Below are 13391 nucleotides of genomic sequence, written 5' to 3' on the forward strand. Positions count from 1 at the left end.
ATCACACTCACCTCACCGCCGCCGGCCATCAGGCTCGCCGCCGGGTTGATCACCGTACGCAGCTGTCCGTGCTGGGTGTGGGTTAATGGCTGCTGGCCGTGGAGGTGGCTCACCGCCAGCAAAATCAATAGGAAGCTGATTATATTCCGTTTCATGGTCTGCTATCTGATATTTCTTGTCTGTTATCTAATATCCGCTGTCTAAGTACTTACTGCTACGTATTTATCCTCTAATACCGCAGCACAAAGTAACCTTTCCGGTATTCCGTACCGCTGCCTGTGCCGATCTCCACGATGTAGAAGTACGTGCCCGCAGGAAGCAGCTGCTGCCCCGTTCCGATACCCCGGAATGCCACCCGGTCGTTGTCGTAGCCTGAGGCCTCCCACACCACCGTGCCGTTGCGGTTGATCACGCGCACCCGGTTCTTCGGGAAGTCCCGTATCCCTTCAATGATCAGGAACTCGTTGATGCCATCCCCGTTCGGCGATACCGCCGGATGTACCCGCACCGCAAAGTCCGAGGCCGGGTCAACCACCCGTACCCTCACCGTCACCGGTTCGGCTGCTTCGTGGTTCACGTCGCCCGCCTGCGTGGCCGTGATCGTCACCGTGCCCAGCCGCAGCACGTTCAACGCCGTGCCGCTGAGCGTGGCCACCTGCTCGTCGTCGATCGTCAGGCTTACCGGCAGCCCGCTGCTGGCCGTTACATCCAGCTGCACTGTGCCCGCATCACGGTTCACTTCCGCAGGGGCATTGAAGCTGATCGTCTGTGTGGCCTTGCCTACCACCAATGTGCGGCGGGTCTCCGGGCGGTTCACATAGTTCCCGTTCTCTGGAACAGTTGCCGTGATGGTTGCCTCACCCGCGCCCGTGATGCGGATCTGTCCGGCTGCCGTGATCTCCGCAACCGCCGGGTTGCTGCTTGTGTACGTGATTTCCTCCCCGCTGCTGGCCGAAGCCCCGCCGTTGAACCCGTTGTCCCCGTAGGTTTTCGCTTCCAGCGCCGGGAAGGCCAGCGTCCGTTCGGCCGGGGTGACGGTCAGCACGGCCGTCAGCACCAGCGTTTGGTAATTGCCGCCGCTCACCGTAGCCGTCACCTCCTGGCTGCCCGCATCCGTGCGGCTGTTGTTTTGGTAGCTTACGGACGTACCCTCAGGCAGTTCGCGCCCGATTTCAAGGAATTTCGCCGTGCCGTCATAAACAAAGCTGCCGTCCGCAAAAGTGATATCCAATACCCCCGAGGCGGTGATCTCCAGTTCTGCGCCGTTGAAGGCCAACGCATAGTTATCGCTCAGCGCCAGGCTGCCCTGTGTAATTCCGTAGCTTCCCACAGCTTCGCCCGGTTCCCGCGAAAGCGCACCCGTGAACCGGTCGCCTGCCACCAACGCCGGTGCTACCGAGTAGCTCAATTCCGGATCAGCCGTACCGAAGACTTTCGTTTCATTATCAGCCGTCACCGTTACCGAAAGTTGTGTGATCACAAAATCCTCACCCGTAAAGGCGATCGTATAGTTCCCTCCAGCATCCAGCGTACCCTGATTGATCGCGTAGTTGTCCATGCCCTCACCGGGTGCCCGGATAAGCGCGCCGGTCAGGATGCTTTCGTCATCCGTCAGTTCAAAGCCCGTGGCCGAATACGTAAGCGCCGGTTCAGCCGAACCGTACACCTTACCCTGGCCCGCATCCGCTGCTATGGTTAAGGTCGCCGGCGTGATCGCAAAGTCCGCACCCGCAAACGCCATCGTGTAGTTACCGCCCGCATCCAGCGTACCCTGAGTGATCGCGTAGCTGTCCACGTCCTCACCGGGTGCCCGGATAAGCGCGCCGGTCAGGATGCTTTCGTCGTCCATCAGTTCAAAGCCCGTGGCCGAATACGTAAGCGCCGGTTCAGCCGAACCGTACACCTTGTCCTGGCCCGCATCCGCTGATATGGTTAAGGTCGCCGGCGTGATCGCAAAGTCCGCACCCGCAAACGCCATCGTGTAGTTACCGCCCGCATCCAGCGTACCCTGAGTGATCGCGTAGCTGTCCACGTCCTCACCCGAAGCACGTTCCAGTGCGCCGGTCAGGATGCTTTCGTCGTCCGTCAGTTCAAAGCCCGTGGCCGAATACGTCAGTGCCGCTTCAGCCGAACCGTACACCTTACCCTGGCCCGCATCCGCTGTTACCGTTAAGGTTGCCGGCGTGATCGCAAAGTCCGCACCCGCAAACGCGATCGTATAGTTACCGCCCGCATCCAGCGTACCCTGATTGATCGTGTAGCTATCCACGTTCTCACCCGAAGCACGTTCCAGTGCGCCGGTCAGGATGCTTTCGTCGTCCGTCAGTTCAAAGCCCGTGGCCGAATACGTCAGTGCCGGTTCAGCCGAACCGTACACCTTACCCTGGCCCCCATCCGCTGCTACCGTTAAGGTTGCCGGCGTGATCGCGAAGGCGTTGTTGTCAGTAACAAACGTGATGTCGTAGTAGTCCGCTTTTGTCCCTTCAAAAGCAACAGCAATATCATACGTCCCCACATCCTCGCCTGTTTCACGTGAAGTGCCCGATACGATATCCGCAAAGACATCCCCATCCACCAATTCACTTCCAAGCGCTAACTCATACCCATAGTCTGCCGGGTCGGTCGCACCATACCCTTTCGTCTGGTCGGCTACCGGCACGAACGTGATGGCTTTCGGCGCAATCTCTACCGTAAAGGTAGCCACGCTTTCTTCAAAATTATCCGTTTCCGGTAGTGTTACCTCCACTTCCACGGTGCCCACGCCAATACCCTGTAACATCGGGAACCCGCCGATATCTACCAATTCTTCACCTTCGGTAACATCAAAAGTAATATCCAGCGCATCCCCGTCCCAATCGCCCAGCTCAAAGGTAAGTTGCTCGGCATCTCCGTAGGTGCGGTTTAGCGTGCTACCTTCCGCTGCGGTTTCCCCACCCACCGCCACCGACCAAGATGGCGTGCCTTTATTCACCGTAAGGGCTACCGCCGCTTTTAGTTCCTGCGTATTGGTGAACCAAGGTGTCTCCGTGGTTGCTGGCAGAATCAGCGGCACCTCAAACGAGTACGTGCCGGCCACCTCGCCATCGTATGTTCCACTGGACGTCAGCACCCAGTTGTCCGTGTCGGGATCAACCTCCACTTCCTCGACGCTTCCATCGGTCAGTGTCACTTCCACGGTAAAATCCGCAGGGATCGCCACTTCATCCAGCGCCGAACCGTAGGCGGTGGTCATCGCTATTGGCGAATCATTACCCACATCGTCCAGGTCTTCAAAGGCCGACTCTAAGGCACCGATATCAATCGTGCCCCCCTGCAAGCGTACTGCGCCCGATAGGTCCATCGCCGCATCCGGTCCTCCGGGGAATATCGCCAAGTCAATTGCCGGATCACCTGCGTTTACGGCCGTACTGCCCGCCGCCGGCCGATAATCGTTGCTTGCAGCATCTACAAACATGGTGCTGCCGTTGCCGATGATGTTGTAAGCACTGGCATCGTCAATTGCGCCACTGATACTGTTATTCCAGACCAAGCTGTTACGCAAAATAGCCTGCTCATCATCCAATAGGGAAATTCCGCCAGCCCCACCCGTATTATCGGTCAGGGTCACGTTGGTCAGCTGCAAGTTGCCAGTCGTGGACATGTGGATTCCCGATCCGCCGACGCCAACGCCCGCATGATTTCCTGCAAGTAGTGATCCTGTCAGGTAAATGGATCCCGCCGAAGCATACATTCCACCGCCATAAATTGCCGCCTGATTGCCGATAACAGAAACCGAGTTAAATGTTACGGGCGGGCCATCCGCCCATTGCACCGCTGCCCCGCCGCCGTATTCGGCTTGATTGTGCTTGAGCGCCACGTTCCGCACCGCTGGATAAGCATAACCGAAAACCATTCCGCCGCCCTGGTTGCGATCTATGGCATAGCCCTCATTAACAAAATCAAGCTCGGAATCATCGTCGGCTTTCCCCCCCGCAATCGTGAATCCATCCAGCACGGTGTTTTCGTCGAGGTGTGGCCCACCGGAGACACCCAACGCCAGCACCACGTGGTATGCATTGTCGCCCACGGGGAGCCCATCAGCCACGTCGTTATTATCCAAGTCGCCCGAAAGCACGGTACCCTGATTGCTCGTTGAAGCCGGGTCCGGAAGTATCCGGTCGTCATCAAGCGATGCGATGCCGTTAGCCGGATCAAAACCGCCATACAGCTGCACGTTTTGCACCAGCTTAAAGCCCCTATCGCGAGGATCACCGCTGGCCTCTACCTCATGCAGCGGCTTATAGATACCCGTTGCCACCCACAACTGAAGCGGTTGCGCCGGCGTCCAGCCCGCTTTATTTTCCTCGGCCCATTTCAGCGCATCGGCCAATTCGGGAATGGCATTTGCCCAGCTATCGCCCGAACCATTTCCTCCAGACACGTTTTTGTCCACGTACAGCACATTATTATCGTCCGGACCCATAGCCGGAAACGCGATGGTCACGGTGACCGGTTCGCTTTCCATGCCATCTTCGTCTTGAGCAACAATGTCAAGTGTACGGTCATTTCGGGGTGCGGTACCAGCAGTCCCCGTATACAAATAAGCAGCCCCCCGCAATACATATTGGTAATCGGCGATGCTGGCCGTACCCGACAGCGTCAATACACCGCCTGCTGTATTAAAGTTATAGGAAATTCCATGGTCATTGGCATAGTTCGCCTGGGGTACAAAAAGCCCCATGTAATCCGATGTACCACCCGGTCTTGCCGTGAAAGTTACCGTCACCTCCGAAAGCACGTCGGAATCGTCGTCAGCAAGCACGGCATCGGGAGCAACAGCCACTGCCGGGCCACCTGGCAGATAATCAACCGGGGTGGTCGACACCGAAACTACCGGTTTACTTGCTGGTGGTACCTCGATGGTTTGAGAAGCACCACCAATCACACCGCCGTGGGTTGCACGCACCCGGTAATAGTAGGTGATTTCCAGATCGCGCCCGGTCACTTCAGCCGAAAGGGCTGTCCCCACATCTTTCCCCTGGTACCCAGTCACGAAATCCGTAAACAGTGCATCGGTAGCTACGTCAAGCAAGTAGCTATCCACCTCACCGTGTACCGGTGCCGACCAGTTAGCGGTGAACTCATCGGCGTCCGTGTCGGATGCCGCAGCAGCAACCGGCACGACCATGGCATAACTGTCCTTCCAGTTTGTTGTCGTGCCTGTTAGCGCAAAGCCTGACAGCACGCCCTGAAACCCGTTAGAAGTTTGGTCATATAGTGTATTCAACGCCGTATTCGTTCCTTCAGGCACGCCTTGATCAACGTTATAACACAGCACCAAACCGGATGATGAAGCTGGCGTAACCGAGGTGACCCCCGCAGCAATCTGCTCCTGTGTCCGCACCGCGTTCCAAATTTTCACCTCATCGATATCGCCGCGAAACGGCTGCTGGCCACTGCTAAACGCACCAATGCGACCGGAAACACCGGTTGAAGCAACGCTCATTTCGCCGCCACCGCCAGCTTCCTCTCCGTTGATGTAAAAGGCAGCTTGCCCGACATTCCCGGTACCACTGTATTCGAATGCCACGGCCACGTGGTTCCATTTTCCCGTTTCTACAGCGGCCTCGCTTCCCTTTCCGCTACCCGTTCCCTCCAGGTATAGCCGGCCATCACCGAGCAGGAAGAGGGCATATCCAGCCGTAGGTGTACCCCCGTTTTTATGCCCGAAGATCGTCGGGTTACCCGTAAAATTATCGGGTTTTATCCACGCTTCAATCGTAAACGAGGAATTTCCCCCGAAATCCGTTGCGGCACTGCCCGACGCATCGATGGTGATGTACTGGCTGCCGTTAAATGCCAGTGCATTGCCGGGCGGCGTTGCCGCAGGTGTAATCAGCTCGATTTCATTGCCGTAGGCCGTGCCTTGCGTGTTGGTGGCATACGCCCTGACGAATATCGTCCTGCCGGCCGGCAGTCCGACAGTACGATTAAATACGCCGGTTCCACCGGCAGCAGCCGGTACGTTCGGGTCGGCCGTCGTCGGATCGCCTGTCAAATTCCATACGATGCCCCGTGCAGTCACGGCAGCGCCGCCATCAGCTGTGACATCGCCGCCCAGTGTAGCGCTTGTTGCTACAACAGCTGATGCCGCTGAAGTAGTTACCGTGGGTGCTACCGGCACATTAGCTACGGTTATGCCATTTCCGGTGAGATCGGCCGTCACCATGGCTGCATGCGCACCCGCAGCCCAGTCTTCCGCTGCGGCCAGATTGTATGTCGTACCATCTTCCGCAGATGTGCCGTCTTTATTTAACAGCGCAAGCAACCCAGCCTTGTCCGTAGCGCTCAGTATCAGCATAAATGATGTCCAACTACTGATTTCTTCATTTTGGGTATCCGTTAGTGTATAGGTAGTACCGCCTTCGCCCGTAAACGTAAACTTGTTGGCCACGATGTCGTTGTTGGCGCCGGCCAGCGACAGGAATCCCGTACCGGTCACCAACAGTGTTCCAGTACCAGCGTCGTAGTTGGCAGAAGTGATGGTCGGTACCGCCACGTTACTCACGGTAACTCCGTTGCCGGTCAGGTCTGCCACATTCGTTGACGGATCCACTCCAGCAGCCCAGTCTTCCGCGGCAGCCAAGTTATACGCCGTCCCTCCCGTGGAGGTTGTACCATTTTTATTGAAGCGTTGGTTTACCGCTTCATGATCGGTACTATTCAACACGACCGTAAACGACGTCGCGTCGGTGATTTCCACGTCGTTGCTGGTCAATGTGTACGTTGCACCGCCCTCACCGGTGACCGTCAGCTTGTCGACATCGATATCGTTGTCGCTTCCGCTTAAGGCTACGAAATCCGTACCGGTCACCACTAGTGTTCCAGTACTGGCGTCGTAGTTGGCAGAAGTGATGATGGGCGGCGGTGGACCCGCATCTGCCGTAAGCAGCCTGAAATTGTCGATGGCCCATTCTTCGTTAAACGTGTTATTTGAGTAGGCGCGGATACGTAGCGAAAGGGTGCTGCCCGTTCCCGGAATTGACTTCGAAAATTCGTTGAAGGCTTTAGTCAACACGGTGCCCTCTCCAATTTTATCGCCATTAGTGTCCTCTGCCAATTGCTTGTAGGTGTTCAGTATGCCCGCTTCGGGCTCCTGTCCTGTATTCGCGCGGAAATCGATCAACGTCTGATAGGGGGCTCCATCAATGCTGTACTCAACAAGCACATAATCATCATGCGAATAGTCAAAAGCTGTGCTTTCCCAGGCCGGATTGGTACTCTGCGCCGCAAACGATCCTTTAAACGATATATCCGTTTTACCGCTAATATCAATTCCCGTCCACTCGATCTGCTGTTCTGCATTGCCTGCCCCAAACACAGCATCGTGATCCTCCCCCGCCCAAAACCATGAGCCTTCAAAGCCGGAATAATCACCATCGGAAATGGTTGCCAAATCGATCTCACTGTTATTCGTCCGCTTGAAATAAGCGGTATGCGGCGTGCCTGTTCCGCCTTGATTAGATGGTGCGCGCGTACCGCTACTGGGATTTACCGAATCTTCAAAATCGTCAAACCAGAATTCCGCTTCGGTACCGCTGCCAGCCGAAACCGTAAAACTCGCGGCGACCGGCGCTAAATTTGCAGGCAATGCGGTCGTGCCGGAATTCATCCAGTTGGCCCGGTCGTTGATTGCCGCACGCAGGGTTGCGGCGTCGCCTGTCGTCGTGCCAATATAGCGGTATCCCGAATAGGTTTCCGCAGCACCAGGCAGCTCCACCGAAAGGCAATTCACACCATTGGTCAGCCCCGCGGGTACCGAGGAAAAGTCAAAATCATTTTCGGGGGTGGCATGCCAACCAGTGACCGCGTCAACTGCAGCGCGGTTACCCAAATCGTCCTCCGGATCCGTGCGGTTCACGTTTATGGCGGCTATAAATGTCCGGGTCGCATTGTCCCAAGTGTTGTCAGGTGTGGTATAACACAATATCTGATCGCCGCGGTCGGCCCGGATGGACGAAGATTCTTTGCGCAAGATCATCCCTTTGTCGTTGTAAGCGGTTGATCTCGGGAAAGCCGTAGTACCGTCCAAACCCAGTGCATCAAATGCACCTGTTGCGATCACATTGGAATTGATTGTTTCTTTCCACGTGACCACCGTTCCTGCGGTAAGGGTCGACGAGAGGGTCAGCGAAATCACTGGATCTGTATCGGCTACGCGAGGCAGGAACGCTGCTTCATCAGCATTCCAGCCGGTGTTGGTAAAGAAGAGCACCGTTCCAGCGGATAGGTCTTTCAGTACAACGAAAGACCACGTACCGTTCGGATTGTTGCTCATGGTATATACAAAATCCGAATTGAAATTGAACGACGTAAAAGCAAGATCGCCCGGTTGCACCTGCGCTTGCGTTCGTAAGTTGGTTAACAGCAAAAAAAGACAAAGGATTGGTAGAAGTTTTCTCATTTCAAGTAGTTAGGAAGGAGACTTGGCAAAGCTATCGCTGGTCCAGTAGCGGACTTCGGTAGCTATACTGAAGCCTTGAATAATCGAATAAGATGGAATGACTAATAATCGGTCCCGTATACACTAAAACGGTAATTGTAATCAGTTGGTAGCTGTCTTTTCATGATGATGTTTTTGGTATCTGCTACAAAGTAACTTATTTTCGATAGAAATTGCCCTACCCAAACGGGTAGTTTTTCATTTTTTTACTACGATTGATATTAGTCGTGCCGTCGGCATCTAGCGTGCCGCATGCTGTAGCGTCAGGGCCGCCAATCATCAGCTTCCAGTGCAAATATTGCGTCTACTGTGGTATCGAATACGTTGGCGATCTTCAGGGCCAGCACCGTAGAGGGGACAAATTTTCCGATTTCGATGGAGTTGATGGTTTGCTTAGAGATGTTTACACGATCGGCCAGCTCGGCCTGTGTAATTTTGAATTTAGCGCGTTCTACCTTAATTGTATTTTTCATTACCGTGCGCTATGCGGTATACCATTCTAGCCCCTTGGCCGCGGTATGTAAACGGCGATCCTGGTGGTCATCTTCGGAGCCGTGCTGGGTACCTGGCTATATGGGTTGATCCGAAACAACCTGCCGCACTGAGGCGTTTGCCTTTCGCCGCTATTCCTTCTTCGTAACAGTATAGCGAGGCTTTGCCTCGTCGGTCACATCAAGTTCGATATCGTAGATACCGTCTTCTATCTGAATATTTTCACCATGTAGATCCAGGACAGTTATTGCAATTTAATAACCGGCACGACCAGCTCTATCGCGATGACTTCGCCTATGCGCTTTTTCTCGAGGTTGTAATCGCTTCTGTTCAATTCGAACTGGCCGCGGAATACCCCTTCATCGCCCGCCCCATCAAACGTAAACGGAATGGCAATCTCCCGGGTAACGTCTTTGATGGTTAGGTTGCCGTTAGCTACAAAACCTTTTTCCGTAGGTGTAACCGTATTGGAGGCAAAGCGGATGGTGGGATATTTTTCTGCATCCAGGAAATCCGCCGCCATGGCATGCCGGTTTTTGAGTCCGATGCCGGTGCTGATCGTGTTCACATCCACGGTGACATCAAATTTGGAATTCGCTAGGTTTACGCTGTCAAAATCGATGGTGCCTTTCAGGCCTTTTAATGTGCCCGAAGCCCCCTTGGTGCTGAACTTCACCGCGTAGTCGTCTTCCTTTACCTGCCACCCAACAAAATAGGCCGAGGTAAATGCCGAAAGCAGCAATAAACAGATAGCGCCGGAATACAGGATTTTCTTTTTCATTTTCTTCACGATATTTAGTGAAAGCAAATGTAGCTAAACGGTCAATCATTCGGCCGAAGTTCGACGGCTTTATTATCTGTTTTCATTTTCTGCCTTTGGGATTTCTAATCGCATGAGGGGTGGAGTAAAATCAAGCCTAAATACACCATTATGGGTATTGCCGTCGCACCCAGCCCTAACTACCTTTGCTTCAATAGGTAAGACAATCACTAAAGATGAACCATTATGAAACGTACCAATCAATTTATGCTTTTGGCAGCCATCACCGTGCTCACGGTGGCCGGTTGTTGCAAGTGCCCCGGCGACTGCCAGAATCTCGGCTCTGTCTCGGTACCGATACGGCCGCAGGAAACCAGTAATTGGTGCTGGATCGCCTGCTCGCAGATGATCCACGCTTATTTTGGACACAGCATCACTCAATGTGCGCTGGCTAATGCACAATTAGGCCGGACGGACTGCTGCACCCCTGAGGGCGACGCCCCGTGCCCGAAGACCGATAACTGCAATACACCCGGTAATACCCGTGGTGCCATCGAGTCCCTCGGTTATACCGTCACACAGGCCAATGATCCACTGACATGGGATGCGCTCCGCAAAGAAATCTATTGCCGCAAAAAACCCTTGGTATTCGGTGACGGTGCATCCGGCGGTGGTGTGGGCCATGTACGGGTAATCTATGGCTATGTAGACGTCGGCGGCCAGCGCTGGGTGGCTCTATCAGACCCCTGGTCACCGTGCGAAGGCAGCGACGATTTAATTTCGTACGAAACGTACGCCAACACATCCGGGCCGGGCCGCGTGCACCGCAAAACGCTCTATCAATTCATTGATAACAATTAAGCAATCCCCCATGAAAACACAATTAATAGCCCTTATATTGGGGTGCACGCTGGCCCTCAACGGTTGCCAATGCAACGACGGCCGGAAGCCCCAAGACGACGATATGAAACCCCAGCCAAACGCTTACAAGAGCCCCGAAGAGGCACTCAAACAAACGCAGGAGCACTTGCACCTGCTGCTCAACGAAAATCAGCGTAAGGTATTCGGACTGGCCTCAGATGAGGAGATCCAGCAGCTGACTACCAAGCTGGCGGTACCGATCTCGTACCTACAGCTCGAACGGCTGGGCGATACCACACGCATTCAAAACGATGATGGGTACTGGTATGGATTGGGCAATGGTGATGCTACGAAAATAGGCATCAGTGTGGAACGCGCCGGAGATGTCTGGATACAAAGCACCATTGGCATGAAGAAATTCGTACAGGCAACCAGCCGACACAGTGGGGTGACCCGTTTGGTGGAGGTACCCGGATTGGAATTGAGCTTTGTTGAGCTAACTGAAAACGGACGCGTCAGCTATGTCCCCATTGCCGATTACGCAGATGCGAAGCTCAGCGCGGACAGGCGCTATGCATGGCCGGAATTGCTGCGAATACTGGATGGCTACCGCGTACAATTGCAACGGGAATTTGGGGATGATTTCACGAAAGGTAACCTGGAACGTTGATAAACTAAAGAAAGGCCGCCTCAGCTATCTGTTTTTAGGCGGCCTTCTTTAGCGCTGACCTACCGCCTCCTACCCACCCGCTACAATTGTCTGTTTTCATTTCTTTTTTTTCGGTGATCGTTCTGGTCGCGCTTTGGTTGCGCAACGCAACTGGGACGGGGTCGCAGTTAGCAAGTCCACCGGAACTGTAACGCTCCGTTATTCACTCATTGCTTGCTTTTCAACGGCGTTCATGAGCTCACTTCGTTCGGTTTGGTCACGTCACTAGGTTCCTCATGGACTTACTAAGCTGCTTACGGAGGAATTAAGGCTTCGGCTCCAATTCCTCGAACCGGTCGTTGCCCGGATGAGTTTGGTTTCCAACTAAAACTCCCCCAAATATTTGCTATTCGACCATTTCCGCTCCTTGCGGTCGTGCACCATTAGGTACAGGTGCACCGGCTTATCTTCCAGCAGTGGTGGCAATTCGAGCGCTACACTGCCATCTTCGCGCAATCTTTTCTCCTCGTTGATGCCCGCAACGCGTAGTTCGGGACTATAAGCGCAGAGGATGAGGCGATCGTCCCAGGCTTCATTCGCACCTTCAGGGTCGTCTGCCAGCGACGCTACTTCAACGGTGACCCTACGTCCCTCGCGTGTCACCTCCGTCCGGATGGGATTCCGCAGCACACCTTCACTGAGCCGTACGGCGGCTGGGTCTATGTATTGATCCGGATAATCGCCCGCTATTGCACGGAGCAACACATACGACATGGCTCTGCCAAATGGCGTTTTGCCTTTCTTCTGGGTGGCGAAGCCGCGCTGGATCAGTTTGCGCACCGGCGCTAAAAACTCGCTCGCCAGCTTGAAGCGCTGTTGGATAATCAGGCGGCCATCTACCTCGTTGCTTTTCTTCCGTTCGCTATTGGATATTACGTTCATGCTATTTCTCATTTACCTGTTCATCAACTAAAAGAAGCGACCCGCCCCCGAGGTGGGTGGATCGCTTCTTCGTTTACTGCTTTACGCCAGCGCTACCTCCCCGAGGTATACGCTCCGCGACACGTTGCGCCCTTTCCGGTCGGCCGTAAAGAGCCATACATGGCCCTGACCGGTCTGGAAATGGTTGGGCAAGGTGATGTCTACCGTTCCGTCGGCACGCTGAGGAGGCGTGGGCGCGGTAAGAAACTGGTCGATGCCCGGATGGTACAGTACGATGTACATCAGGTCATCTTCCTTTTGCTCATACATCGTATTCTGCACCGTATCCCACGTCACCGTCAGTACTCCATCTACCGCAGTGGCCGATTCGGTGGTACCGCCACTGTACCCTTCCGCAATACGCACCTGGCTATAATCCAGCGTGTAGTCTGGATAGTCGCCCGCAATCGTGCGGTCGAGGTTTTCCTGGAACGCCACATTCATCGGCGTATGCGTGTCCGTTTTTCGCTGGCCGTAGCCGATCCGGATAAACACCTTCAGCGGCAACAGAAACCGCATCAACAAGGTAAACTTGGCCTGCTGCATCAGCTGTTCTTCCGTGGCCGGCTTCGTGCGTTTCTTGTACAGTCCTTTGATGTAGTCGATGCTCTTCCAGCTGCTGCCGATCACACTGCCTGCTTTTCCTTTGAAGCCTCCGTTGGCTCCTCTTCTGATTACTCCCATTTCTGGTCTCCTTTTTACTTTTAAATTTTACTTTATTTTCAACTCCATCCACAACTCTGCAATACCGGTATGCGTTGCTTCATGAAGGCAAACATAGTATGCTGTAAATCAGAAAACTAGATACAGGATACGGTTGACGGGGATGTGACGGGGAGTTATCGGGAAATTGACGGGGAAGTGAAGGGGTTATGGGTTTTAGTCCGTTACTCCACGACTGGGATCCGCTGCACTTCGCTGGCGTCTCCTAGGTCGTGTCTGTAACGGTCTAAAACCGGTTGGGGAATGGGGGAATGGCGAAATTCCCTTCCACCCAAGCAGCTTAGAAAGCCCAAAAGAAACCTAGTGGCGTGACCAAACCGAACGAAGTGAGCTCATGAACGCCGTTGAAAAGCAAGCAATGAGTGAATAACGGAGCGTTACAGTATTCGTTGGGATTTCTAACTGCGACCCCATCCTAGGTCGTGTCTGTAACGGTTGTAAAA

General features: G+C 54.3%; 7 protein-coding genes. 2 read left to right on the forward strand and 5 right to left on the reverse strand.

The window, feature by feature from the left end:
• Positions 1-229 precede the first annotated feature (229 nt).
• The 3 genes from BMZ56_RS24960 to BMZ56_RS24970 form a co-directional block, all read right to left on the reverse strand.
• Positions 230-8443, reverse strand: a complete 8214-nt coding sequence (locus BMZ56_RS24960) for an MBG domain-containing protein (protein WP_143073027.1) — start codon at positions 8441-8443, stop codon at positions 230-232.
• 302 nt (positions 8444-8745) lie between these two features.
• Positions 8746-8955 (reverse strand): helix-turn-helix transcriptional regulator, encoded by a 210-nt coding sequence (locus tag BMZ56_RS24965; RefSeq protein WP_090632525.1) that lies wholly within the window; start codon positions 8953-8955, stop codon positions 8746-8748.
• 263 nt (positions 8956-9218) lie between these two features.
• Positions 9219-9755 (reverse strand): YceI family protein, encoded by a 537-nt coding sequence (locus tag BMZ56_RS24970; protein ID WP_090632527.1) that lies wholly within the window; start codon positions 9753-9755, stop codon positions 9219-9221.
• 225 nt (positions 9756-9980) lie between these two features.
• Between BMZ56_RS24970 and BMZ56_RS24975 the strand changes: the two genes are divergently transcribed.
• Together BMZ56_RS24975 and BMZ56_RS24980 are read left to right on the forward strand one after the other, a co-directional pair.
• Positions 9981-10595: a papain-like cysteine protease family protein gene (locus BMZ56_RS24975; RefSeq protein ID WP_090632529.1), complete on the forward strand. Its 615-nt coding sequence runs from the start codon at positions 9981-9983 to the stop codon at positions 10593-10595.
• 10 nt (positions 10596-10605) lie between these two features.
• Positions 10606-11265: a hypothetical protein gene (locus BMZ56_RS24980; RefSeq protein ID WP_090632531.1), complete on the forward strand. Its 660-nt coding sequence runs from the start codon at positions 10606-10608 to the stop codon at positions 11263-11265.
• Positions 11266-11628: 363 nt separating this feature from the next.
• Here BMZ56_RS24980 and BMZ56_RS24985 read toward each other — a convergent pair whose 3' ends face one another.
• On the reverse strand, positions 11629-12186 hold the full coding sequence (locus BMZ56_RS24985; protein ID WP_090632533.1) for a DUF6266 family protein: 558 nt from the start codon (positions 12184-12186) through the stop codon (positions 11629-11631).
• 81 nt (positions 12187-12267) lie between these two features.
• The gene (locus BMZ56_RS24990; protein ID WP_090632535.1) at positions 12268-12909 is read right to left on the reverse strand and encodes a DUF6266 family protein; all 642 of its coding nucleotides are present in this window, start codon (positions 12907-12909) and stop codon (positions 12268-12270) included.
• Positions 12910-13391 lie beyond the last annotated feature (482 nt).

The sequence above is a fragment of the Parapedobacter indicus genome (assembly GCF_900113765.1).
GTDB lineage: Bacteria > Bacteroidota > Bacteroidia > Sphingobacteriales > Sphingobacteriaceae > Parapedobacter > Parapedobacter indicus.

Excerpts from the sequence above, each read along its gene's own strand:
- BMZ56_RS24985 (WP_090632533.1), bottom strand. The coding sequence starts at position 12,186 with ATGAACGTAATATCCAATAGCGAACGGAAGAAAAGCAACGAGGTAGAT.
- BMZ56_RS24965 (WP_090632525.1), bottom strand. The coding sequence starts at position 8,955 with ATGAAAAATACAATTAAGGTAGAACGCGCTAAATTCAAAATTACACAG.
- BMZ56_RS24975 (WP_090632529.1), top strand. The coding sequence starts at position 9,981 with ATGAAACGTACCAATCAATTTATGCTTTTGGCAGCCATCACCGTGCTC.
- BMZ56_RS24990 (WP_090632535.1), bottom strand. The coding sequence starts at position 12,909 with ATGGGAGTAATCAGAAGAGGAGCCAACGGAGGCTTCAAAGGAAAAGCA.
- BMZ56_RS24970 (WP_090632527.1), bottom strand. The coding sequence starts at position 9,755 with ATGAAAAAGAAAATCCTGTATTCCGGCGCTATCTGTTTATTGCTGCTT.
- BMZ56_RS24980 (WP_090632531.1), top strand. The coding sequence starts at position 10,606 with ATGAAAACACAATTAATAGCCCTTATATTGGGGTGCACGCTGGCCCTC.
- BMZ56_RS24960 (WP_143073027.1), bottom strand. The coding sequence starts at position 8,443 with ATGAGAAAACTTCTACCAATCCTTTGTCTTTTTTTGCTGTTAACCAAC.